22 protein-coding genes, 1 pseudogene and 1 riboswitch are annotated in these 23,327 nt (G+C 73.8%); of the genes and pseudogenes, 16 read left to right on the top strand and 7 right to left on the bottom strand.

Going from position 1 to position 23,327, the window contains the following annotated elements:
• Window positions 1-58: 58 nt before the first annotated feature.
• The 6 genes from SNR22_RS00120 (at window position 59) to araB (ending at window position 6,796) form a co-directional block, all read left to right on the top strand.
• Complete coding sequence (locus tag SNR22_RS00120) at window positions 59-1,276, top strand: cytochrome P450 (protein ID WP_320064104.1); 1,218 nt, start codon at window positions 59-61, stop codon at window positions 1,274-1,276.
• A gap of 10 nt (window positions 1,277-1,286) precedes the next feature.
• Window positions 1,287-2,258 (top strand): alpha/beta hydrolase, encoded by a 972-nt coding sequence (locus SNR22_RS00115; protein WP_320064103.1) that lies wholly within the window; start codon window positions 1,287-1,289, stop codon window positions 2,256-2,258.
• Window positions 2,251-3,381 (top strand): alpha-hydroxy acid oxidase, encoded by a 1,131-nt coding sequence (locus SNR22_RS00110; protein ID WP_413775559.1) that lies wholly within the window; start codon window positions 2,251-2,253, stop codon window positions 3,379-3,381. Before SNR22_RS00115 ends, SNR22_RS00110 begins: the two co-directional genes overlap by 8 nt.
• Window positions 3,330-4,733 carry a PLP-dependent aminotransferase family protein gene (locus SNR22_RS00105; protein ID WP_413775558.1) on the top strand — a complete coding sequence of 468 codons (1,404 nt, stop codon included), beginning with the start codon at window positions 3,330-3,332 and terminating at the stop codon, window positions 4,731-4,733. The genes SNR22_RS00110 and SNR22_RS00105 overlap by 52 nt, the downstream gene beginning before the upstream one ends.
• Before the next feature lie 61 nt (window positions 4,734-4,794).
• Complete coding sequence (locus tag SNR22_RS00100; protein WP_320064102.1) at window positions 4,795-5,055, top strand: hypothetical protein; 261 nt, start codon at window positions 4,795-4,797, stop codon at window positions 5,053-5,055.
• Window positions 5,056-5,143: 88 nt separating this feature from the next.
• The gene (gene araB, locus SNR22_RS00095; RefSeq protein WP_320064101.1) at window positions 5,144-6,796 is read left to right on the top strand and encodes a ribulokinase; all 1,653 of its coding nucleotides are present in this window, start codon (window positions 5,144-5,146) and stop codon (window positions 6,794-6,796) included.
• 97 nt (window positions 6,797-6,893) lie between these two features.
• Here araB and SNR22_RS00090 read toward each other — a convergent pair whose 3' ends face one another.
• Entirely contained in the window at window positions 6,894-8,333 is a 1,440-nt protein-coding gene (locus SNR22_RS00090; RefSeq protein ID WP_320064100.1) for a glycine hydroxymethyltransferase, read from the bottom strand.
• Between the two features lie 18 nt (window positions 8,334-8,351).
• A riboswitch (ZMP/ZTP riboswitch) is annotated at window positions 8,352-8,443 on the bottom strand.
• Between the two features lie 74 nt (window positions 8,444-8,517).
• On the opposite strand from SNR22_RS00090, the gene SNR22_RS00085 reads away from it, so the two are divergent.
• Window positions 8,518-9,366, top strand: a complete 849-nt coding sequence (locus SNR22_RS00085) for a metallophosphoesterase (RefSeq protein ID WP_320064098.1) — start codon at window positions 8,518-8,520, stop codon at window positions 9,364-9,366.
• Window positions 9,367-9,543: 177 nt separating this feature from the next.
• Here the strand turns inward: SNR22_RS00085 and SNR22_RS00080 are convergent, their stop codons facing one another.
• The 3 genes from SNR22_RS00080 to SNR22_RS00070 all read right to left on the bottom strand — a co-directional run bounded on the left by SNR22_RS00080 (window position 9,544) and on the right by SNR22_RS00070 (window position 11,681).
• A complete protein-coding gene (locus tag SNR22_RS00080; RefSeq protein WP_320064097.1) occupies window positions 9,544-10,029 on the bottom strand; it encodes a GNAT family N-acetyltransferase in 486 nt (161 codons plus the stop codon).
• Between the two features lie 150 nt (window positions 10,030-10,179).
• Window positions 10,180-10,428 carry a hypothetical protein gene (locus SNR22_RS00075; RefSeq protein ID WP_320064095.1) on the bottom strand — a complete coding sequence of 83 codons (249 nt, stop codon included), beginning with the start codon at window positions 10,426-10,428 and terminating at the stop codon, window positions 10,180-10,182.
• Window positions 10,429-10,472: 44 nt separating this feature from the next.
• Window positions 10,473-11,681, bottom strand: a complete 1,209-nt coding sequence (locus SNR22_RS00070) for a hypothetical protein (protein WP_320064094.1) — start codon at window positions 11,679-11,681, stop codon at window positions 10,473-10,475.
• A gap of 277 nt (window positions 11,682-11,958) precedes the next feature.
• Between SNR22_RS00070 and SNR22_RS00065 the strand changes: the two genes are divergently transcribed.
• Both SNR22_RS00065 and SNR22_RS00060 read left to right on the top strand, forming a co-directional pair.
• Window positions 11,959-12,129, top strand: coding sequence for a hypothetical protein (locus SNR22_RS00065; protein ID WP_320064092.1), 171 nt, complete (start codon window positions 11,959-11,961; stop codon window positions 12,127-12,129).
• A complete protein-coding gene (locus SNR22_RS00060) occupies window positions 12,116-12,268 on the top strand; it encodes a hypothetical protein (RefSeq protein ID WP_320064091.1) in 153 nt (50 codons plus the stop codon). Before SNR22_RS00065 ends, SNR22_RS00060 begins: the two co-directional genes overlap by 14 nt.
• Before the next feature lie 86 nt (window positions 12,269-12,354).
• Here the strand turns inward: SNR22_RS00060 and SNR22_RS00055 are convergent, their stop codons facing one another.
• Window positions 12,355-12,822, bottom strand: coding sequence for a S8 family serine peptidase (locus tag SNR22_RS00055; protein ID WP_320064090.1), 468 nt, complete (start codon window positions 12,820-12,822; stop codon window positions 12,355-12,357).
• A 50-nt stretch (window positions 12,823-12,872) separates the two neighbouring features.
• On the opposite strand from SNR22_RS00055, the gene SNR22_RS00050 reads away from it, so the two are divergent.
• On the top strand, window positions 12,873-13,694 hold the full coding sequence (locus SNR22_RS00050) for an SAM-dependent methyltransferase (RefSeq protein ID WP_320064089.1): 822 nt from the start codon (window positions 12,873-12,875) through the stop codon (window positions 13,692-13,694).
• 66 nt (window positions 13,695-13,760) lie between these two features.
• On the opposite strand, the gene SNR22_RS00045 is transcribed toward SNR22_RS00050, so the two are convergent.
• Entirely contained in the window at window positions 13,761-14,267 is a 507-nt protein-coding gene (locus SNR22_RS00045) for an Lrp/AsnC family transcriptional regulator (RefSeq protein WP_320064088.1), read from the bottom strand.
• Window positions 14,268-14,339: 72 nt separating this feature from the next.
• On the opposite strand from SNR22_RS00045, the gene pdhA reads away from it, so the two are divergent.
• The 6 genes and pseudogenes from pdhA to SNR22_RS00015 all read left to right on the top strand — a co-directional run.
• Window positions 14,340-15,569, top strand: a complete 1,230-nt coding sequence (pdhA, locus tag SNR22_RS00040; protein ID WP_320064925.1) for a pyruvate dehydrogenase (acetyl-transferring) E1 component subunit alpha — start codon at window positions 14,340-14,342, stop codon at window positions 15,567-15,569.
• Window positions 15,569-16,585: an alpha-ketoacid dehydrogenase subunit beta gene (locus SNR22_RS00035; RefSeq protein ID WP_320064087.1), complete on the top strand. Its 1,017-nt coding sequence runs from the start codon at window positions 15,569-15,571 to the stop codon at window positions 16,583-16,585. The genes pdhA and SNR22_RS00035 overlap by 1 nt, the downstream gene beginning before the upstream one ends.
• The gene (locus SNR22_RS00030) at window positions 16,582-17,967 is read left to right on the top strand and encodes a dihydrolipoamide acetyltransferase family protein (protein WP_320064086.1); all 1,386 of its coding nucleotides are present in this window, start codon (window positions 16,582-16,584) and stop codon (window positions 17,965-17,967) included. Before SNR22_RS00035 ends, SNR22_RS00030 begins: the two co-directional genes overlap by 4 nt.
• A 325-nt stretch (window positions 17,968-18,292) precedes the next feature.
• Complete coding sequence (locus SNR22_RS00025) at window positions 18,293-19,975, top strand: right-handed parallel beta-helix repeat-containing protein (RefSeq protein WP_320064084.1); 1,683 nt, start codon at window positions 18,293-18,295, stop codon at window positions 19,973-19,975.
• A gap of 234 nt (window positions 19,976-20,209) precedes the next feature.
• On the top strand, window positions 20,210-21,469 hold the full coding sequence (locus SNR22_RS00020) for a L,D-transpeptidase (RefSeq protein ID WP_320064083.1): 1,260 nt from the start codon (window positions 20,210-20,212) through the stop codon (window positions 21,467-21,469).
• A 270-nt stretch (window positions 21,470-21,739) separates the two neighbouring features.
• Window positions 21,740-22,054: pseudogene (locus tag SNR22_RS00015) on the top strand (STAS domain-containing protein); the annotation flags it as partial.
• Window positions 22,055-22,548: 494 nt separating this feature from the next.
• Here SNR22_RS00015 and SNR22_RS00010 read toward each other — a convergent pair.
• A complete protein-coding gene (locus tag SNR22_RS00010) occupies window positions 22,549-22,917 on the bottom strand; it encodes an FKBP-type peptidyl-prolyl cis-trans isomerase (protein ID WP_320064082.1) in 369 nt (122 codons plus the stop codon).
• Window positions 22,918-23,327 lie beyond the last annotated feature (410 nt).

The raw sequence follows: 23,327 nt of genomic DNA, 5'->3' as shown, positions 1-23,327 counted from the left end.
GGGCGGCGGGGATCCTCCCGCCGTCCCGTCATCTGATTCCTGGGGAGGAAGCACCACCGTGGACGTCCGAGAGTTGCTCGCCGGCCTGTACAGCGAACAGGGCCGGCAGAACCCGTACCCCTTCTACGCGGCCCTGCACGAGTGGGGGCCGATTCGCGAGATTCCGAACCGTGCCGCGCAGAGCACCGTCACCGCCGTCGCCGGCGGGTACGACCTCATCGACCAGGTGCTGCGCGACCCCGAGTGGTCCAAGCAGTCCCCGCCGGGCTGGGAACAGCACGAGATCCTGCGTACCTTCGAGTCCTCGATGATGTTCGTCAACCCGCCCGACCACACCCGGATGCGGGCCGTGTTCGCCAAGGCGTTCACCCCGCGCCGGCTGGGTGCCCTGGAGCCGGTGATCGACCGGATCACCGACCGACAGCTGGACCGGATGGCCGAGGCCGGCGCGGGCGGCACGGAGGTCGACTTCGTCGCCGACTTCGCGTATGCGATCCCGGCGCTGGTGATGGCCGAGTTCATCGGCCTGCCGGAGGCCGACCTGGCCTGGTACCGGGAGCGGGTCGAGCGGATCGACGAGTTCCTGGACATCGCCGGGGCGACCCCGGAGCGGCTGGCCCGGGCCGACACCGCCGCCACCGAGTTGCGCGAGTACTACCGCGAGCTGATCGCCGACCGCCGTCGCGCCCCCGGGGACGCCCTGATCAGCGCCCTGATCGAGGCGCTGGACTCCGGCGACGTGGACCTCACCGAGGATGAGTTGATCAGCAACCTGATCGTCCTCTTCAACGCCAGCTTCGTCACCACCGTCTACCTGTTCAGCAACGGGCTGCCGTTGCTGCTCGACCACCCCGACGTGACCGCGGCACTGCCCGGCGACGACGAACTGACCCGGGGCTGCGTCGACGAGGTGCTGCGGATGCAGAACCCCGTACACTTCCTGGCCCGGGCGGCGCCGCGGGACACCGTCCTGCACGGCGTGCCGGTGGCCGAGGGTGAGAACGTGATGCTGCTGATCGCCGCCGCGAACCGGGACCCGTCCCGCTTTCCCGATCCCGACCGCTTCGACCCGCGTCGCTCCGGCCCGCCGTCGCTGGCCTTCGGCGTCGGCCTGCATTTCTGCCTCGGCGCGGCGGTCTCCCGCCTGGAGGGCAGGCTCGCCCTGCCCCGGCTCTTCGCCCGCTTCCCCGAGTTGCGCATCACCCGGACGCCGGTCTACAGCGGCAGCCTGTTCCTGCGCGGCATCGACAAACTGTTCGTCACGACCGGCGGATGAGGAGACCGGCATGCCGCTCGACCCGCAGGTGATCGCGTACCGGGCCGCCCGTGCGGCAGCCGGCGTCGCACCGCTGTACACCCGGGACCTCGCCGAGGCCCGCGCCGCTGACCTGGCGGCGATCCGGGCCGGCGGCGGCGACGTCGAGCCGGTGCACGACGTACGCGACACGACCGTTCCCGGCCCCGCCGGTGACCTGCCGGTGCGGATCCACCGGCCGGCCGGCGTGGGCCGGCTGCCCACCCTGGTCTACTTCTTCGGGGGCGGCTGGACCCTCGGCAGCGTCGACACCGCCGACGGGATCTGCCGCCGGCTGGCCAACGCCACGGGATGCCAGGTGGTGACCGTCGGCTACCGGCTCGCCCCCGAGAACCCCTTCCCGGCGGCCGTGCACGACTGCCACGCCGCCGTGCGTTGGCTGGCCGGGCACGCCGACGAGTTCGGGGTGGACCCGAGCCGGCTGGCCGTCGGCGGGGACAGCGCCGGCGGCAACCTCGCCGCCGCCGTGACCCTGCTGGCCCGGGACTCGGGCGGGCCGCCGCTCGCCGCGCAGCTGCTGATCTATCCGAACACCGACCAGCGGGAGCTCGCCGCGTCGGCCGGCGACCAGGATCCGTTGCTGTTCAACCGGCACTCGGTGGCCTGGTATCGGGGGCACTACCTGCCGGATCCGGCCGACGCGGAGAATCCGCTCGCCTCGCCGCTGCTCGCCGAGGACCTGACCGGCCTGCCGCCGGCCCTGGTCGTCACCGCCGAGTACGACCCGCTGCGCGACGAGGGGGAGCGGTACGCCGAACGGCTGCGCGCCGCCGGGGTGCCCGTCGAGCTGGTCCGCTACGACGGCATGATCCACGGGTTCTTCGCCATGCCGGGGGTGTTCGACGCCGGCCGGCGGGCCCAGGACCGGGCCGCCGGGTTCCTGCGCGACCGGCTCGGCGCAGCCGGGGCGGTCCCGGCCGACGCGGAGGCCGTCGGTGGTTGAGCCGGCCGCGCCGCGCACCGCGCCCGCCGTCCCCGCCGACGCGCCGTTCGCGGCGAGCCTCGCCGACTACGCCGCGCTGGCCCGCGACGTCCTCCCGCCCGAGGTGTACGACTTCGTCGCCGGCGGCAGCGGCACCGAGACCGCCCTCGCGGCGAACCGGGCCGCCCTGGACCGCATCGCCGTGCTGCCCCGGATGCTGCGCGGCGTCGACCGGCCCCGCACCGACGCCCCGCTGCTCGGCCGACGCCACGCCCTGCCGGTGGCGGTGGCGCCGATGGCGTACCAGCGGTTGGTGCACCCCGACGGCGAGCCGGCGCTGGCGGCGGCGGCGGGCGCGGCCGGGGTGCCGTACGTGGCGAGCACGCTGAGCAGCGCCACCGTCGAGGAGATCGCGGCGGCCGGTGGGCCGGTGTGGTTCCAGCTGTACTGGCTGCGCGACCGGGGGATGGTGCGGGACCTGGTGGATCGGGCGCACGCGGCCGGCTGCACCGCCCTCATGGTCACCGTCGACGTGCCGACCCTCGGCCCCCGGCTGCGTGACGTGCGCAACGGCTTCGCCCTGCCGCCCGAGGTGGCCGCGGCCAACCTGCCCGGCAGTCGGGGCGACCTCGCGCACGCCGGCACGCCCGGCACCTCCGCCGTCGCGCGGCACACCAGCGCCGAGTTCGCCTCCGGCCTCACCTGGTCCGACATCGGCTGGCTGCGCGGGCAGACCGACCTGCCGCTGGTGGTCAAGGGCGTCCTCGATCCCCGCGACGCGGTCCTCGCCGCCGACTCGGGCGCGGATGCGGTGGTGGTGTCCAACCACGGCGGACGGCAGCTCGACGCCGCCCCGGCCGGCGTCACCCTGCTGCCGGAGGTGCTGACCGCCGTCGCCGACCGGTGCGAGGTGCTCGTCGACGGCGGGATCAGCGGCGGCGTCGACGTGCTGCGCGCCCTGGCGCTCGGCGCCAGCGGGGTGCTGGTCGGCCGGCCGCTGCTCTGGGCGCTGGCCGTCGGCGGGCGGGCCGGCGCGGACGCCGCGTTCGCGCTGCTCGCCGCCGAGCTGCGCGACGCGCTCTTACTCGCCGGGTGCGCCGACCCGGCCGAGGCACGCGACCTGCGTACGATCAGGGGAGGCTGAACGTGGAGGCTGGACGACCGGTGGACGTGGTCACGGATGTGGACCTGGACGTCGCCGACCTGCATCCGGCGGTGGACGACCCGGCGCTGAACTCGATGAACTTCCTCAACGAGGTGGCCCAGCGCTACCCGGCGGCGGTGTCGCTGGCGGCGGGCCGGCCGTACGAGGAGTTCTTCGACGTCGACGACCTGCACCGGCACCTGGAGACCTTCCGGGCGTACCTGGCCGACGACCTCGGGCAGAGCCCGGAGCAGGTGCGCCGCACGCTGTTGCAGTACGGCCGGACCAAGGGGATCATCCACGACCTCGTCGCCCGCAACCTGGCCGTCGACGAGCAGATCACCGTGGACCCGGAGTCGATCGTGGTGACTGTCGGCTGCCAGGAGGCGATGCTGCTGGTGCTGCGGGCGCTGCGCGCCGGCCCCCGGGACGTGCTGCTGGCTCTCGCCCCGACGTACGTGGGGCTGACCGGAGCGGCCCGGCTGGTGGACCTGCCGGTGCGGCCGGTGGCCGCCGGCCCGGGCGGAATCGACCTGGCTGATCTGCGCGCGCAGATCCGCCAGGCCCGGGACGAGGGGCTGCGCCCCCGCGCCTGCTACGTGATGCCCGACTTCGCCAACCCGTCGGGGACCAGCATCGGCCTGGCCGACCGGCGGCGGCTGCTCGACCTCGCCGCCGCCGAGGACCTGCTGCTGATCGAGGACAACCCGTACGGGCTCTTCCCCGTCGACGACGCGGAGCGGGTACCGACGCTCAAGGCGCTGGACACCGGGCGTCGGGTGGTCTATCTCGGTTCGTTCGCCAAGACGGTGCTGCCCGGGGCCCGGGTCGGCTACGTGCTGGCCGACCAGCGGGTGCGTGACTCCGACGGGACGGTGGGTCCGCTCGCCGACCAGCTTGCCAAGATCAAGAGCATGATCACGGTGAACACCTCGGCGATCGCCCAGGCCGTGGTCGGCGGGGCGCTGCTCGCCCACGGGTGCAGCCTGGTCGCGGCGAACACCCGGCAGCGGGCCGCGTACGCCCGCAACCTGCGGCACCTGGTGGCCGGCCTCCAGCGCCGATTCCCGGCCCCGTCCCCGGTGCGCTGGAGTGTCCCGGCCGGCGGCTTCTTCGCGGTGCTGACCGTACCGTTCCCCGTCGACGACGCGGTGCTGCGCCGCTCGGCGCAGGAGTACGGCGTGCTCTGGACCCCGATGGCGCACTTCTACGACGACACCGCGCCGGTCGCCGCCCTGCGCCTGTCGATCAGTGCCGTCACCTGCGAGCAGATCGACGTCGGTCTGGACCGGCTCGCCGCGCTGATCGCTGACGAGTCGGTCCGGGCATCGGCCCCGGCTGCGCTGGCCTGACCCCGCACTGTCGTCGTTACGCCACCCCCCGTGCGCCCGCCGCCGGAACGTATTGGCCATAATGGACCGCATGGTCGCATGGGAGTACGCGCTGCTGGTCCGTCGCTACCAGGGGCAGGGGCGCAATTTCACCGTCTCGTTCGTCTGGTACGGCCCGGACGGGTCCCGCACCGACATCACCGCCTACGGCGACACGGCGATCGCGCACCTCAACCGGGCCGGCCGGGAGGGCTGGGAGTTGGTCTCCGCCGCCGAGGACGTGAACAACGTCCAGGGCAGCACCGAGGTGCACCGCTACCACCTCAAGCGCCCGCTCGCCTGAGCCCGCCCTCCCGCCCGACGGCACTGCGCCCCGGTAGCGTTTCCTCCCGCCCGCCGGCGCCCGTCCGGCGACGGTGGGAGGAGCAGTGATGGGTGACCGACCCCGGTACGTCGTCGGTGTCGACTTCGGCACCCTCTCCGGCCGCGCCGTGGTGGTGGACGTCGCCGACGGCCGGGAGGCCGGCTGCGCCGTTCACCCGTACCGCCACGGGGTGCTCACCCAGCGGCTGCCCGACGGCCCGCCGCTGCCCCCGGACTGGGCGCTGCAACACCCCGCCGACCACCTCGACGTGCTGCGGGTCGCGGTGCCCGCCGCACTGGCCGACGCCGGCGTCGACCCGGCCGACGTCGTCGGCATCGCCGTGGACGCCACCTCCTGCACCCTGCTGCCGACCCTCGCCGACGGGACCCCGCTCTGCGACCTGCCGGAGTTGCGCGACCGGCCGCACGCGTGGCCGAAGCTGTGGAAGCACCACGCCGCGCAGCGGCAGGCCGACCGGATCAACGCCCTGGCCGTGGCGCGCGGCGAGGCGTGGCTGCCCCGCTACGGCGGCCGGGTCTCCGCCGAGTGGCAGCTCGCGAAGGCCCTCCAGGTGCTGGAGGAGGACCCGGCGGTCTTCGACCGCGCCGCCCGCTTTGTCGAGGCGGCCGACTGGATCGTCCGGCGGCTCTGCGGCCGGGAGACCCGCAACGCCTCCGCCGCCGGCTACAAAGGGTTGCGCCAGGACGGCCGGTACCCGTCGGCGGAGTTCCTCCGCGCCCTGCATCCCCGCCTCGACGGCCTGCTGGCCCGCCTCGACGGCCCGCTCGTCCCGGTCGGCGGGCGGGCCGGCGGGCTCACCGTCGAGGCGGCCGGCTGGACCGGCCTGCGCCCCGGCACTGCCGTCGGGGTGGGCGCCATTGACGCCCACGTCACCGCCGCGGCGGCCCGCTCGGTCGCGCCGGGCCGGATGCTCGCCGTCCTCGGCACCTCCACCTGCCTGATCGTCAACGCCGAGGACTACCGGGACGTGCCGGGGGTGTGCGGGGCGGTCGACGGCGGGGTGACCGCCGGCCTGTGGGGCTACGAGGCCGGGCAGAGCGGGGTCGGCGACATCTTCGCCTGGTACGTCGACAACGCCCTGCCCGCCGGGTACGCCGACCGGGCCCGCCGCCTCGACACCAGCCCGTACGACCTGCTGGACTCCCTCGCCGCCGACCAGCCCGTCGGCGCGCACGGTCTGCTCGCCCTGGACTGGCACAGCGGCAACCGGTCGGTGTTGGCCGACCACGAGCTGAGCGGGGTGTTGCTCGGGCTGACCCTGGCGACCCGGCCGGAGGACATCTGGCGGGCGCTGCTGGAGGCGACGGCCTTCGGCGCGCGGACCGTCGTCGACGCGTTCGCCGACGCCGGCATCCGGGTCGACGAGCTGACCGCCGCCGGTGGGCTCACCCGCAACCGGCTGCTCATGCGGATCTACGCCGACGTGCTCGGCCGGCCGCTGCACGTGGTCGACTCCGTCCAGCCGGCCGCGCTCGGGGCGGCCATTCACGCGGCAGTGGCTGCCGGGGCGTATCCGGACGTGCCCACGGCGTCGGACGCGATGGGCGCCGCCCGCCGGGAGACGTACCAACCGGACCCGGCCCGCCGCATCGCCTACGACGCCCTCTACGCCGAGTACCGCGCCCTGCACGATCACTTCGGCCGCGGCGGCACCGAGGTCCTGCACCGCCTCCGCGCCCTCCGCTCCGGCCCCCGCTGAGCCCCGACGACCATGGAGGCGTGCTGGGAAACGAACCGGTGGGAACCGGTTGCTCCGGGCACCACGCCGCCATGATCGGCGCGCCCGCGGGCGGGGGTCAGGCCAGGTCGACCGAGGGGTAGAGCGGGAAGGCCGACAGCAGGTCGGTGGCCTGGCGGCTGACCTTGTCGGCCAGGGCCGGGTCGAGGACGTACTTGGCCTTCGAGGCGGTGCCGTCGGCGTTGGAGCCGGTGGTGGTCTGGCTGAGCACGGTGTGGATCAGCTCGGCGGTGGCGTCCATCTCGGCGACGCCGAGGCCCCGGGTGGTCAGCGCCGGGGTGCCGATCCGGATGCCCGAGGTGTACCAGGCGCCGTTGCGGTCCTGCGGGACGGAGTTGCGGTTGGTGACGATGCCCGAGTCCAGCAGCGCCTGCTCGGCCTGCCGGCCGGTCAGCCCGTACCCGGAGACGTCGATGAGCACCAGGTGGTTGTCGGTGCCGCCGGTGACCAGCGTCGCGCCGCGGCTCAGCAGCCCTTCCGCGAGGGCCTGGGCGTTGTCGACGATGCGCTGGGCGTAGCCGGCGAAGTCGGGGCGGCGGGCCTCGGCCAGCGCGACCGCCTTCGCGGCCATCACGTGCGGCAGCGGACCGCCGAGCACCATCGGGCAGCCCCGGTCCACCTGGTCGGCCAGCTCGGGGCCGCAGAGCACCATGCCGCCGCGCGGGCCGCGCAGCGACTTGTGGGTGGTGGTGGTGACGATGTGCGCGTGCGGCACCGGGTCGAAGTCCCCGGTGAAGACCTTGCCGGCGACCAGGCCGGCGAAGTGTGCCATGTCGACCATGAACGTCGCGCCGACCGAGTCGGCGATCTCCCGCATGATCCGGAAGTTCACCTTCCGCGGGTACGCCGAGTAGCCGGCGACCAGGATCATCGGCTTGAACTCGCGGGCCGCCTCGGCGACCTTGTCGTAGTCGATCAGCCCGGTCACCGGGTCGGTGCCGTAGCTGCGCTGGTCGAACATCTTGCCGGAGATGTTCGGGCGGAAGCCGTGGGTGAGGTGGCCGCCCGCGTCCAGGGACATGCCGAGCATCCGCTGGTTGCCCAGCTCCCGGCGCAGCGTGAACCAGTCCTCCTCGGTCAGGTCGTTGACCTGCCGCACCTGCGCCTTCCTCAGCGCCGGCACCTCGACCCGGTCGGCCAGCACCGCCCAGAACGCCACCAGGTTGGCGTCGATGCCGGAGTGCGGCTGCACGTACGCGTGGGTGGCGCCGAAGAGCTCCTTGGCGTGCTCGGCGGCGAGCGCCTCGACGGTGTCGACGTTCTGGCAACCGGCGTAGAAGCGACGGCCGACGGTGCCCTCGGCGTACTTGTCGCTGAACCAGTTGCCCATCGCCAGCAACGTGGCGGGGGAGGCGTAGTTCTCGCTGGCGATCAGCTTCAGCGACTCGCGCTGGTCGGTCAGCTCCGCGGTGATCGCGTCGGCGACCCGGGGCTCCACGGCGCGGATAACCTCAAGGGCACTGCGGAAGGCGGTGGACTCGGCATTCGGCGACGGCATGCGACCTCCTGGTGACGTGCGGAAGGCCCAGGCGCTCGGCAGACGTCCTCATGACGGGACCGCTTCCCGATGGTTTTTTCCATCCCCACGCGCCAGTCACGGCCCGGTCCGATCCTACCTGGTCAGCCCCTGCCGGCCCGCGCCGGCGTGTCGCCCGCGCCGGCAGGTCCCGTAGGATCAACTGATGGGGGAGGAACACGGCGCGCTGCTCGCCATCAGCGACCTGCACGTGGGGCACGCGGAGAACCGCGCGGTCGTCGAGGGGCTGCGGCCCGAGTCGCCGGCCGACTGGCTGCTGGTCGCAGGCGACGTGGGCGACACCGTGGCCGACGTCGAGTGGGCGCTCGGCCTGCTCAGCCGCCGCTTCGCGAAGGTGGTCTGGGCGCCCGGCAACCACGAGCTGTGGACGCCCCGGGTCGACCCGGTCACCCTGCGCGGCCAGGCCCGCTACCGCCACCTGGTCCAGCTCTGCCGGAGCCTGGGCGTGGTCACCCCCGAGGACCCGTACCCGGTGTGGCGGGGTGCCGGCGGGCCGGCACTCGTGGCGCCGTTGTTCCTCCTGTACGACTACAGCTGGCGGCCCGAGGGGCTGGACACCCGCGAGGCGGCGCTCGCCGAGGCGTACGCGACGGGGATCGTGTGCACCGACGAGTTCATGCTGCATCCCGACCCGTACCCGAGCCGGCAGGCCTGGTGCGCGGCCCGGGTGGCCGCGACCGCCCGGCGGCTCGACGAGCGCGACCCGGCGCTGCCGACGGTGCTGGTCAGCCACTGGCCGCTGGTGCGCGAGCCGACCCGGGTGCTGCGCTACCCGATCTTCGCCCAGTGGTGTGGCACGGACGCCACCGCCGACTGGCACCTGCGCTACGGCGCCGTGGCGGCCGTCTACGGCCACCTGCACATTCCCCGCACCACCTGGTACGACGGGGTGCGCTTCGAGGAGGTGTCGGTGGGCTACCCCCGGGAGTGGCGCCCCCGCGCCACCCCACCCGGCCAGCTCCGCCAGATCCTCCCCCCGCCCCCCACCACCTGACCCGCCCCACCACCTGACCCGCCCCACCACCTGACCCGCCCCACCACCTGACCCGCCCCACCGGCGGGCCCGGCCCCCGGCCGGGCCCCGGGTCGGGGTCGGGCGCGCTTAGGCGGTGACCGCGTCGACGGCCTGGCGAACTGGCCCCGGGCGGGCGACGCGGGCGTGGGCTCCGCCTCAGGCCCCCAGCTCCCGGACGTGCCGCAGCCCGGGGCGCCCGTCGAGCAGCACCTCGCCGGCCGGGACGAAACCGGTGCGCCGGAGCACCCCGAGTGACCCGGCGTTGTCCAGTGCGGCCGACGCGACCAGCCGACGCAGCCCGTACCCGGCGCGGGCCAGCTCGACCACGCGGCGCACGCCGTCCGTCGCCACGCCCCGCCCGGCCGCCCGCTCGGCCACCCGGAAGCCCAGCTCCGCGCCGCCGTCGGCAACATCGACCAGGTTGAACCGGCCCAGCACGGCCCCGTCGCCGTCGACCAGGACGTGGAAGTGGCACAGGCCGGCGGCCTGCTCCGCGAGCAGCCCCGCGTGCCGCGCGGCGAAGCCGGCGAAGTAGTCGTCGCCCCGGTCCGGCACGAACCGGGCGAAGTACGCCCGGTTCTCCCGCTCGAAGCGGAGCAGCGCGGCGACGTGCCGGACGTCGAGCCGCTGGAGTTCGATCACCCGCGCGACCCTAGCAACCCGCGGTCCGGGCCGGCTGCCGCGACCCGGGACGGGCTGGGCCGGGCGAACCTCCGCCCCGGACGGTACGGCCCTGGGCTCAGAGCGGCCCGCGGACCGCCACGCTGGTGGTGGAGAGGTCGATGATCGCATCTATCCCACCCGGTCCGGGGTCTTCGTCGCGAAGTCCGGTGCGACGACACCGAACCGGTCCTCACCACGCGCGACGAGCATGAACGGCGCCCACCCCGCTCGTACGCTGAACCCGTCCCGCAGCTCGTCGGCGTAGGCGGCGACGATGTCCAGCAGCGCATCGGCCTGCGTCCCGAGATGCTCCACGGCGTCGACCGTGACGGTCGCAGAGCCGATCCGGCGGGAGAACTCGCGGAGCGGGAGCGTCATCGCCCCGCCTCCCACCCGCCCGGGCGCGGATCCTCCTGCGGGCGTCATCCCACGAACTTCTCGGCGGGCGTGCGCTGGCCGGACCGGAACAGTTCGAGCGCCTGGTGCGGCGGCACGGCGGACGCCGCGAACAGCACGCTCCCGTCGTACGCGACGTAGATCGAGCCGCCGCCCCTGACCGGGCGGACGACGAGCACCGCGTCGTCCTCCGGCAGTAGGTGGTGGACGAGTTCGGCGCCCGGCGCGATCCGGCCGAACAGTTCGGTGCCCCGCTCGATCAGGCGCTGAGGCAGCTGCGCACGCCCCTGCCTCAGGCGCTGGCGCAGCCACGGCGGCTGGTGCGTCTCCTTGCGGGGAAAGCACCGCTGCTCCGCCACGTAGGAGGTGGGGTCGACGGGTTCCGACCACCACACCGGCTCGTCGTCACGGTCGAACCGCATCGTCACGTCGCCCGTTGACGTCACGGTCAGCTCCAGGCCGAACCACGTACCCAGGCCCGGTCGGTAGGAGGCCCGCCGCGACGCGTGGAGCGCGTCGCGGAGCGCGGGGTCGTCCGGGCGGCGAATCTCCTCGCGCCGCTCGCCCCACGCCGCCCACCACCGGCAGGAGTCGATCGTCGCCAGGACGCCGGCGCGCATCGTGAGGCGGTCCGCTCCCGCCGGCAGTTCGCGGCGCACCAACCGCACGATCTCCCGGACCGCCGCCCGCTGCTCCTCGGTGTCGGTGTCGGTGTCGGAAGGGGCGGTGGTGCCGGGCGGCAACGCGTCCGGCGTCGCCCCGCCGCCGACGAACTGCCGCACGATCGATTCCTCCGACAGGTCGGCGTACCTGGCGAATCGCGCGGCCCTGCCGCGCCACGGGCCGGGCGGGAAGCGGACCGACAGCTCACCGGACGCCTCGCGCCAGGACAGCACGAGCCCCGAGGGCCCGAGATCGGTCAACGTGAACCCGTCCCGAAGCGGCTCGTCCGGGGACGGCCCTCGCGGTCCCCGTTCCACGAAGGCCCGCACCCAGCCGCCGATCTCCCCGATCACGTACCGACGCGCGACCGTCAGCGACCCGGCGGACATCTGAGGGCGCCATCCCCCGCCGCGGTCCCGCTTCTCCACCACGAAACCGCCGTCCCGCTCGACGATCCTGAGCAGGGTCTCCGCATCACCGACCTGAAGCAACGCCTCGCGCGCGGGCCATACCGTGACCCGCGCCGGATTGCCGAAGGCGCGTAGCCGGTCGTCGTCGAGGTGGCCGATCATGGCGCAACCCTTCCCCGGCCACCGAGGGCTGTCAACGGGCGTTGTCATCGCCCGTGCCGTCCACGCCTCGGCAGGGGGTGATCTGAGTGCCCCCGCAACGGGGTAGTCGCACAACGGGTGACGATTTCCGGGTAATAGCTGCCCTACCTTCCGTAGTGGGCGCGGTGTGCACCTCTGTGGAAGTAGGGGATCGGTCGCCGTCGCGCCCGTCGTCCGGGCGCGGCGGTGACGGTCCTTCCACGAGCTTGCCGCCGCGCCCCTGCCAGTGGAGGTGGGGATGCAGGTGCACGGTGACGATCCGGTGTCGAGCCGGGGTGAGCAGGCCGAGGCCGCCGAGCGGGAGGCGGCGAGGCAACGCCTGTTGGCGCAGGCCGAGGCGGACCGGATTCCGGTGGACGACACCACCCGGGCGGTGCCCGACCGGCGGTGGCGTCGTGACCACCTATGACCTGCCGACAGGCCGCCGGGTCGCGCGGTGGCGGTCGACGCTGCGCGGGCGTACCTGCCCGTCGGTGACCTGCTGCGGGCAGGCCGCGCCCTGGTCGACGCCGACCGGACCGCGCCGGCCGGCGTGGCGCGCCTGGTGATGGTGGTCGGACTGGCCACGGTGACCGCACGGGTGGGGCCCGACGCGTGCGCGCCGGGCCCCACCACTGGTCGGGCGGTCAGCCGGTCACTTCACCACGTTGTACGCGTTGACCATGCCCGCGCCGTAGAACCCGTTGTAGTCCTTCACGCCGGAGCACTTCGCGTCGTAGGCGTTCGGGCCGGCCGGGATCAGCGGCACCGGGTTGTACACCGCGCCCGCCGGGCACGCCTGCGCCACCGCCGTGAGCTGCAGGAACACCGTCAGCTGCAGCGGCCCCATCCTCGGGTGGGCCGACAGCGCCAGGGCGGCGACGCCGGTCGCGTGCGGGGACGACATCGAGGTGCCCTGCTTGTAGCCCCAACCGTTGGTCCGGGTCGCCGTGTTGAAGGTGGTGGAGAGGATGCTGTCGGCAGGGGTCGACTGTGCACCCTGGGTGCGGAACCGCGTACGACGCGGTGGTGCCCGCCGTCGATGTGGACTGCACCGTCGTGACAGGACAGGATGGGGGCCACGCCGACGGCCAGCGGGGTCGGGCCGTGCCGCAGCGGCCACGATTGGCTCGGCTACGCTGACTGGATATCAGCGCCAGCCGAGGAGTTTTTGTGTCACAGACGGGCGATGTCGAAGTCCGCGACGGGGAACGGGCCGAGCGCCTTGACACTTCGGTGGCGCACAACGCCCGGGTCTGGAACTACTGGCTCGGGGGCAAGGACAACTTCGAGCCGGACCGCCGGGTCGGCGACCACGTCCGCGCGACGTTTCCGGTCATCGAGGAGGTCGCCCGCGCCGACCGGCGCTTCCTCGCCCGCGCGGTGCGGCACCTGGCCGGCGAGGAGGGCGTGCGGCAGTTCCTCGACATCGGCACCGGCCTGCCGAGCGCCGACAACACCCACCAGGTCGCCCAGGCCGTCGCCCCCGACTCCCGGATCGTCTACGTCGACAACGATCCGATGGTGCTCGTGCACGCCCGCGCCCTGCTGACCAGCTCCGTCGAGGGGGCCACCGACTACCTGGAGGCCGACATCCACGACCCGGGGTCGATCCTGGCCGGGGCCGCCCGGACGCTGGACCTCGACCGCCCGGTGGCGGTGATGATGCTGGGCATTCTCAACTTCGTGCACGACACCGACGAGGCCGTGGCGATAGTCCGCCGGCTGATGGACGTGATGCCGTCGGGCAGCTTCCTGGCGCTCACCCACCCCACCGTCGAGTTGGGCGGCACGGCGAACGTGCCGGCCATGAAGTTCTGGAACGAGAACGCGACCCCGCCGATCCGTTCCCGCACCGGGGCGGAGATCGCCCGGTTTTTCGAGGGCCTGGAGCTGCTCGACCCCGGGCTGGTGTCGTGCGCGCGGTGGCGGCCGGACGACGGGCAGGAGCCGGTCACCGTCCCGCAGTACGGCTGCGTGGCCCGCAGGCCCTGACCGGTGGGGGCCCGCAGGCCACTGGACGTCCCGCCGGAACGCTGCACCATCCCGGCCGGGTGGGATTCACTCCCAGGGGCTCTGCGCGCCGTCGAACTCCTCGAAGACCAGCCAGGTCCGGGTGGAGAGCACCCCGGCGATGCTCTGCACCCGCGCCAGCACCACCGTCCGCAGGGTGGCGTTGTCGGGGGCCCGGACCAGGGCGAGGACGTCATGCTCGCCACCGAGCAGGGCCGCGTGCTCGATGTAGCGCACCCGGGCCAGTTCCGCCGACACCTCCCGCCAGGTGTTCTGCTGAATCGTCAGCGCGATGTACGCCGAGGTGCCCAGGCCGGCCGGCTCCGGCGCGACCTGGGCCCGGAAACCGGCGATCACGCCGTCGCGCAGCAGCCGCTCCACCCGCGCGTACGCGTTGGTCCGGGAGACGTGCACCCGCTCGGCGAGGGTGCGGATCGAGATCCGGCCGTCGCGGACCAGCTCGGCGAGGATCCGCCGGTCGACCTCGTCCAGCGTCCCGGCCGAACGTCCCACCCCGCCCGTCCCGGCCGGCTCCGGATTGGTCTCCTGGCTCATATTCACCCCGATCCGGTGCCGTTCGTCCCACGTTCATCATGAATCTTGAGTCAATCATCCAACAGCAGGAGCATAGGGCCACCACACGTCCAGGAGGTCCCCGCCGTGACGACCACACCCCAGGCGGCCCGTAGGGCATCCCCGCGCACCCGCCCGCCGGCCAAGAAACCCACCAAGGCCGCCCGCGCGCAGGCCGCGAACGACCCGTCCGCCGCCCTGCTGCCGCAGACCGAGCCGGTGCGGCTGCTCGACCCCGACGGCGCCCTCCGTCCGGCCCACCCCGACTACGCCGAGCCGCCCGTCGAGGCGCTGCGTGAGCTGTACCGGCGGATGGTGATCGGCCGCCGGTTCGACACCCAGGCGACGGCGCTGACCAAGCAGGGCCGGCTCGCCGTCTACCCGTCGTCCCGGGGCCAGGAGGCCTGCCAGGTGGGCGCGATCCTCGCCGTGCGGGACACCGACTGGGTCTTCCCCACCTACCGCGAGTCGATGGCGCTGATCTCCCGGGGCATCGACCCCGTCGAGGCGCTCACCCTGCTGCGCGGCGACCAGCACTGCGGGTACGACCCCGTGCAGCGCCACACCGCCCCGCAGTGCACTCCGCTGGCGACCCAGTGCGTGCACGCCGCCGGCCTCGCCTACGGGGAGGCCCACCAGGGGCGCGACACCGTGGCGCTGGCCTTCATCGGCGACGGTGCCACCAGCGAGGGCGACTTCCACGAGGGGATCAACTTCGCCGCCGTGTTCAAGGCACCCGTCGTCTTCTTCGTGCAGAACAACAAGTACGCCATCAGCGTCCCGCTGTCGCGGCAGACCGCCGCGCCGTCGCTGGCGTACAAGGGCGTCGGCTACGGCGTGCCCAGCGAGCAGGTCGACGGCAACGACCCCGTCGCCGTGCTCGCCGTGCTGACCCACGCGGTCGAGCACGCCCGCGCCGGCCACGGCCCGTTCCTGGTCGAGGCGCACACCTACCGGATGGAGGCGCACACCAACGCCGACGACGCCTCCCGTTACCGCGACGGCGCCGAGGTCGACACCTGGCGCGACCGCGACCCGGTCGCCCGCCTGGAGACGTACCTGCGCACCCGTGGCGCCCTCGACGACGACGCCGTCGCCGCCATTGCCGAGCAGGCCGAGGCGTACGCGGCCGACCTGCGCGAGCGGATGCACACCACACCGGAACTCGACCCGCTCAGCCTCTTCGACCACGTCTACGCCGAGCCGACCCCGCAACTGGTAGAGCAGCGCGAGATGGTCCGCGCCGAGTTGGCCGCCGTGGCGGACGAGGAGGGCGGGCGCTGATGGCCACCACCACCATGGCGAAGGCGCTCAACGCCGCGCTCGCCGACGCGCTGGCCGCCGACGAGCGGGTGCTCGTCTTCGGTGAGGACGTGGGCAAGCTCGGGGGCGTCTTCCGGATCACCGACGGGCTCCAGGCCCGGTTCGGCGACAAGCGCTGCTTCGACACCCCGCTCGCCGAGGCCGGCATCGTCGGCTTCGCCGTCGGGCTGGCCATGTCCGGGCTGCGGCCGGTCGTGGAGATGCAGTTCGACGCGTTCGCGTACCCGGCGTTCGAGCAGATCGCCTCGCACGTGGCGAAGCTGCGCAACCGCACCCGGGGGGCGCTCAGCGTCCCCATCGTCATCCGGGTCCCGTACGCCGGCGGCATCGGCGGGGTGGAGCACCACTGCGACTCGTCCGAGGCGTACTACGCGCACACCCCCGGCCTGAAGGTGGTCACCCCGGCGACGGTCGACGACGCGTACTCGCTGCTGCGCGAGGCGATCGCCGACCCCGACCCGGTGGTGTTCATGGAGCCGAAGAAGCTCTACTTCTCCAGCGCCGAGGCCGAGCTGCCGACCCGCACCGAGCCGTTCGGCCGGGCGGTCGTGCGTCGCGCCGGCCGCGACGCCACCCTCGTCGCGTACGGGCCGGCGGTCCCGGTCGCCCTGGAGGCCGCCGAGGCCGCCCGCGAGGAGGGCTGGGACCTGGAGGTGGTGGACGTACGCACCATCGTCCCCCTCGACGACGCCACCATCGCCGCCTCCGTCCGGAAGACCGGCCGGTGCGTGGTGATCCAGGAGGCGCAGGGCTTCGCCGGGGTCGGTGCGGAGATCGCCGCCCGGGTGCAGGAGCGGTGCTTCCACGCCCTGCACGCCCCGGTGCTGCGGGTCAGCGGGCTGGACATCCCGTACCCGGCGCCGATGCTGGAGCACACCCACCTGCCCGGGGTGGACCGGGTGCTCGACACAGTGGCCCGGCTCCAGTGGGACGACCGGCCCGACCCACGCTGGCTGACCCAGGGCAGCGCGGCATGACCACCGTCGGGCGCACCCAGGTCTTCCTCCTGCCGGACCTGGGCGAAGGGCTGGCCGAGGCGGAGATCGTGCAGTGGCGGGTTGCCGTCGGCGACACCGTCACCGTGGACCAGACCGTCGTCGAGGTGGAGACCGCCAAGGCGGTCGTGGACGTGCCCTGCCCGTACGCCGGCCTGGTCGTCGCCCTGCACGGCGTGGCGGGCGAGACGCGCCCGGTCGGCCAGCCGCTGATCACCATCGCGCCCCCCGACGGCACGGGCGGCGGCGAGCCCGCCGGGCACGCCACCTACCGGGAGGAGGAGCGCGCCGGCAGCGGCAACGTCCTCATCGGGTACGGCACCGGGCACGGCGGGACGGGCCAGCGGCGCCGCCGGCCCCGCCTCGCGGTCGCCCCCGAGCCGCCGACCGGCCCTTCGGCTCCGGCCGTGTCGCCCGTTTCCACCGTGTCGGCCGGGTCGTCCTGGGCCGCGCCGGTGGGGTCGGCGGCCTCGCCGGCGCTGGTGATCTCGCCGATCGTCCGGAGGCTGGCCCGTGAGCACGGCATCGACCCGGCCACCCTGCGCGGCACCGGCCTGGGCGGCGTGGTCCGCCGGGCCGACGTCGAGGCGGCCCTCACCGCCCCAGCACCCCGGCTGGCCCCGGTGCCGGACCGGCCCGAGCCCGCACCGACCGCCCGGCCGGCCGGCGACGAGGACCTCGTCATCCCGCTCACCGGCATCCGGAAGGTGATCGCCGACAAACTCTCCCGCAGCCGGCGGGAGATCCCCGAGGTGACCATCTGGGTCGACGCGGACGCCACCGCGCTGATGGAGACCCGGCGGGCGATCAACGCCGCGACTCCGGAGGAGCCGGTGAGCGTGCTGGCACTGCTGGCCCGGATCTGCCTCAGCGGGCTGCGCCGGTTCCCGCAGCTCAACGCGCGCGTCGACACCGAGGGGCAGCGGATCATCCAGTCCCGAGGGGTGCACCTGGGCATCGCCGCGCAGACCGATCGGGGCCTGGTCGTCCCGGTGCTGCGCGACGCCCAACTGCTCACCACCCGGGAGCTCTCCGTGGCCCTCGCCGAGACCACCACCGCGGCCCGGGCCGGCGCGCTGCCCCCGGCCCGGCTCACCGGCGGCACCTTCACCCTCAACAACTACGGGGTGTTCGGCGTCGACGGCTCCACCCCGATCATCAACCACCCGGAGGCGGCGCTGCTCGGCGTGGGGCGGATCGTGGATAAGCCGTGGGTCGTCGACGGGCAGCTCGCCGTGCGTAAGGTTGCCCAGCTCAGCCTCACCTTCGACCACCGGGTCTGCGACGGCGGGGTGGCCGGTGGTTTCCTGCGGCACGTCGCCGACTCCGTCGAGCAGCCCGCCCTGCTGGTCGCGAACGTCTGACCGCCGGTCCGGGACACCGGATCGGTCCGTTCGCATCCGACCACCGACCCCGACCGGCACACGGCCCGACAATTCCGCCAATCTGTCAGGACGGGGAATATCGTGCCTGATCCGGCAGATGGTGGCGCGCGGGTGCGATGAGGGAATTGTTTCCCAGATCGGGCGTAATCCTGCCCGAGACGTCGGGGACAGCGGCAGCGAAACCATTCCGTTTCCCGGCGAGCCTGCCGGGAAATCGGCGGCATCGACGGCTCTCCCGGCCGTCTGTGACGGTCCGCGGTGCGCGCCGCGCCGCCCGTCGTTCGCCGTCCGAGAGGAGAGCGGAGTGCCATTCCAGGGACTGCCCGTCGCCGTCCGGGACCACCGTCCCGCCGTCGCCGGAGCGCCGCTGCATTGTGACGCCACCGAGTACGGGCTGCGCGGTGACGGGGTGGCCAACGACCAGCCCGCACTGGCCGCGCTGGTGGACCGCCTCGGCGACGGGTACGCCGCCGACGGCCGGGCCCGGGTGATCTACTGCCCGCCCGGCATCTACTCCATCCGGGACGCGGGCACGGTGTGGCGCAGCGGAGTGTCGCTGATCGGGGCGGGGCCGGGCGCGACCCGGTTCCTGCTGAGCAACGAGGGCAACCGTGCCGAGCCGACCCCACTGGCCTTCTGGACGACGCTCCAGCACGGCGCGGACCGCGACCGGCACATCGCCGACTGCACCTTCGCCGACTTCGAGATCGACGGTTCCGGCGTGGCCATGGCCCAGTACAACTACCTGGCCAAGGGCCTTGGCCTCCAGTACATGGTGCGCGGAATCTTCCGCAACCTCTACATCCACCACACCGCCGCGACGGGGCTCGGCTGCGACTTCCTCCAGGACAGCCTGATCGAGGGGGTGGTGGTGGTCGGCTGCGGCCGACTGGACAACGGCGAGGAGATGGGTGGCGCCGGGATCGGCGTCGGCATCGGTGGTTGGGGGACCGTGGAGCGGCTCACCATCGCCAACTGCACCACCCTCGCCAACGGCACCAACGGCATCTTCCTCGAGCTGCAGAAGCCCTACTGGTCGCCGCCGCGCGGCTACCGGATCATCGGCTGCCACAGTCAGGGCAACCGGTTCGGCATCTCCGACTGGGGCGCCGACGGGCTGGTCATCTCCGCCTGCACCCTGATCGGCAACCTGGAGGCCGGGTTCGACGTCTCCGCCGAGGGGACGTCCGGGATCGCCGGCCGGGGCGGCCTGCTGACCGACAGCGTCATCGACGGCAACATCCGCGACGGCGTCAGCATGGGCAACACCTGCGGGCCGTACACGATCCGGGGCAACCGGATCAGCGGAAACGGAGCGTACGGGTACCACGAGCACGACCTGGGCCACGGCTATCGGGGGACGGCCGTGGACGTGGTCGTCGAGAGCAACGACATCTGGGGCAACGGCCTGGACGGCATCCGGATCGACCGCCCGATGATCGACGCCGTGCTGCTCAACAACCGGATCCGCAACAACGGCCGGCAGTGCGCCGACGAGTACCGGGGCGGCGGGGAGTCCGTCCGCTACAACAACCGGTCGCTGGTCGACCGGACGGCGGACTGGCCGCACGACGGGCACCGGGGCAAGATGCTCCGGGTGGGCAGGCGGGTCGCCGTGGTCGCCGCCAACGACGGCAAGGAGATCACCCTCGCCCCGGTCCGCCCCGACGCCTACAGCGGATGGAGCGGCGACACCCCACTGCCCGGCGCGCCCTACGAGCTGCCGGCCACGCCGGAGTGCCGGGCCGGGATCACGATCAACGCGGCGTTCGACTCCGCCACCGTCCGGGGCAACCGGATCTGGGACAACCACGAGCGGCGGACGCAGACCCACGGGCTGTGGATCACCGAGCGGGGCAGTTGCGTCGCCTGCCGGGTGGAGGACAACGACCTGGCCGGCAACGCGGTGTCCGCCACCCGGCTGGACACCCCGCCCGTCGGCGGCCGGTGGGACCGCAACCACGGTGACCAGGACTGGGACTGCTGACACCGGGTGGCGCGCAGCCGTCCGGGGGCGGGGCACGGCAGGGCGAACCGGTCGTCCGGGTTGGGCCGGCCGAACCGTGACACCGGGTCCTGCCGGGGCAGCGGGAACAGTTTCGCCGCAGCGTCGCCGAAACTGCCGGCAATTGCTTCCACGTAATTCCCCGAAAGCTGCGCCGCGCCTCCCATTGCGCCGTACAGAATGGGGACAAGGGGAGAATGGAATGGGGTGCGGGAGATGAACGTGAGGCGGCGACTGACGCTATTGGCGGTAACCATCGCAGCCACACCGCTGGCCTTGGGCGGGTGCACCGCTGAGCGGAAGACGGCCGGGGGAACGGCTCCACCGCCCGCGGTCGAGCTGACGCCCGGTGACCGCGCCCGGGGCGTGCCGGTGAGCGCCGAGGTCGGCATCAGCGTGAAGAACGGGTCGGTCAGCGCCGTCCGACTCACGGACGACAAGGGCCGGCAGGTGGGTGGCGAGCCCCGGGAGGACGGGTCGAGCTGGGTGCCCAGCGAGACCCTGGCGAACGGGCGCACGTACACCGCCGAGGTGACGGTGACCGGTGACCAGGGGCGGACCACCACCCGGAAGAGCATCTTCACCACGGCGCCGAAACCGACCCGGCCGGGGATCACCAGCACCCTCTACTTTGCGGGCAACCAGACGTATGGCACCGCGATGCCGGTGACGGTGGCCTTCGAACCGGTTGTGCCGAAGGAGGCGCGGGCGGCGGTGCAGAAACGGCTGTTCGTCAGGACCAACCCGCCGCAGCCCGGCACCTGGTCGTGGCTGGAGGACGGAAGTCAGGCGTACTACCGGGCACCCGACTTCTGGCGGCCGGGCACCACGGTCAGCGTCCGATCGGCCCTGGAGGGCCTGCCGATCGGCAAGGAGTTGGTGGGCGACGCCGACCGCAGGGCCACCTCGAAGATCGGGCCGCAGGTCGCCCTCGACATCGACAACGCCACGAAGCAGATGTCGGTGTTCCAGGACGGCAAGCTGGTCCGCCGGATTCCGGTCAGCCTCGGCAAGCCGAGCACGCCCAGCTCCAGCGGCAAAATGGTGATCATGGAGAAGCACGAGCGGACGACGTTCGACACCCGGGGCGAGCCCAACGGCGGGTACGTGGTCGACGTCGACGACGCGCAGCGGCTTACCTGGGGCGGTGAGTTCATCCACTCGGCCCCGTGGTCCGAGGGCGACCAGGGGGCCACCAACGTCTCGCACGGCTGCGCCAACGTCTCCGCCTCGGCGGCCGACTGGCTGATGGGGCTCACCCGCGTCGGCGACCTGGTGACGGTCAAGGGCACCGAGGTGCCGCTGGCGGCCGGCAACGGCTGGACGGCCTGGAACGTCAGCTGGGACGAGTTCGCCAAGGGCAGCGCGCTGCCCGTCCCGACCGGGCTGCGGCCCAGCCCGACCGTGGCGCCGCACCCGGGGGCGGTGGCCGGCGGCGGCTCGCCCGCGCCGACCCCCTCGGCCAGCGGCGGCTGAACAGGGCCGATCGGGGGAGGAACGACCGGCGGCCGGCCCGTCACCGCAGGGTGGCGGGCCGGCCGCTGTCCGGCCGGGATCCGCCGGTCTCGCTCGGTCGGGGCCGGCTCGACGCCGTCGGGGGAGTAGCGTCCGCTCGTCACTGCTCCCGCCCGGCCCCTGCCCCGCTCAGGGAGACCCGGGGGGCCGCTCAGGGTCAAACCCCGGATGTACCCCGACTCACTCTCCGGCAGGGCGGAATTGTCGGTGGGTGGGGCTAGATTCGGGGTTATGCAGCAGCGCAGCGATCGGTTCCACGTGCAGGTCAGCGTGGGTGACGACGTGGTGGAGATGTGGGCGACCGGTGAAATCGACGTCGCCACCGTCGGCGTGCTGCGTGCGGCGCTGTGGGCGGCACCGGGCCGACGGCTGCTGCGGCTCGACCTCTCCGGCGTTCGGCTGCTCTCCGCCGCGGGGGTGCGGGCGCTGATCGCGGGGCACCGCCGGGCCCGGGCCTGCGGCGGTGAGCTGGTGCTTGTCGATCCGGCCCCGATGGTCGCCAGGGTGCTGCACGTCACCGGCTTGGACCGCGTCATCCCGGTCCGGGAGAGCGTCGCCGCCGGCTCGCCCGCCCTGGCCCCGTTGGTCTCCGCGTCCCGTGTCGTGGTCCCGCTCGTTGCCGCGTCCGGCGCCGGGGGCCCGGTCGCTCCTGTCCCGGCAGTCCGGGTCCTGACGCGGATTGCGCCCGTCGCGGCGGTTCACGCGTCGTCGCTGATCGGGCACGACGCGTTCGGGGTCCGGCGGGCCGTCACCGCGCCGGGGGTCACCGAGCCACTCGAGGGCCCCGAGCTGCCGTACACACCGGCGTCGTTGGTCGGACCGGAGTCGACGGTGACATCGCCGGAGCCGACCGTGCCCGAGCCGCTGGGCCGCGCCCTGGGGTCGCTCGTGCCGGTGGCGGAGGCGTCCTCCACCCCGATGCTGGCCTGCGCCTGACGACCCTTGCCTCCGACGTCCCGGCCCGGGTCCCGTGGCCTGTGCCCGGCGGTCCACCCGTCGTCGGGTCGGGGGGGCCGGGGGGGGCCGGCGACCCCGCCGGGTCAGCGGACGCCGAGCAGATCGACGACGAAGACCAGGGTCTCGCCCGGCTTGATCAGGCCGCCGGCGCCCTGGTTGCCGTACCCGAGGTGCGGCGGGATGGTGAGCTTGCGCCGGCCGCCGATGCGCATCCCGACCACGCCCTGGTCCCAGCCGGCGATGACCCGTCCCCCGCCCAGCGGGAACTCGAACGGCTCGCCGTGGTTCCAGGACGCGTCGAACTCGCGGCCGGTGGAGTGGGCCACCCCCACGTAGTGCACGGTGGCCCGCTGGCCGGCCTGGGCCTCCGGGCCCTCGCCGACGGTGAGGTCCTCGATGACGAGATCGGCGGGCGGCGCGCCCTCGATCGGGCCAACCTCGGGCTTGTCCATGGTGTACGCCTCCTGCTCACTGCTGCGGATGCTGCGGTCGCCGTCGATCCTGCCGGATCGTGATTCACCGATGCCCGGCGGTCCCGCCCCGGCCGGGCGAAAACGGCGGGGGGGGGGCCCCCGCGGGGGGGCGCCCCCCCCCGCGGGGGGGGGGGGGGGGGCGCGCCCGGGGCCCCGGGGGCGGGGCGCGCGGGGGCGCCGCCGGGCGGGCGAGGGGGGGGGGGGCTGCGCCGGGGGGGGGGGGGGGCGGGGGGGGTGGGGGGGGGGGGGGGGGGGGGGGGGGGGGGGGGGGGGGGGGGGGGCGGGGTGGTGCCGTCGAGGCCGAAGAAGCGGACGGCCTGGGCCGCGTCCACGGGCAGGTTGTGCGACACGCCCTGCATGCTGATCGCCTCGATCGGCGCGGTCGGGCC

This window comes from Micromonospora sp. RTGN7, assembly GCF_033804645.1.
Lineage (GTDB): Bacteria > Actinomycetota > Actinomycetes > Mycobacteriales > Micromonosporaceae > Micromonospora.
Note: the sequence above shows the minus strand (reverse complement) of the source record. Positions and strands in the feature narration are given on the sequence as shown.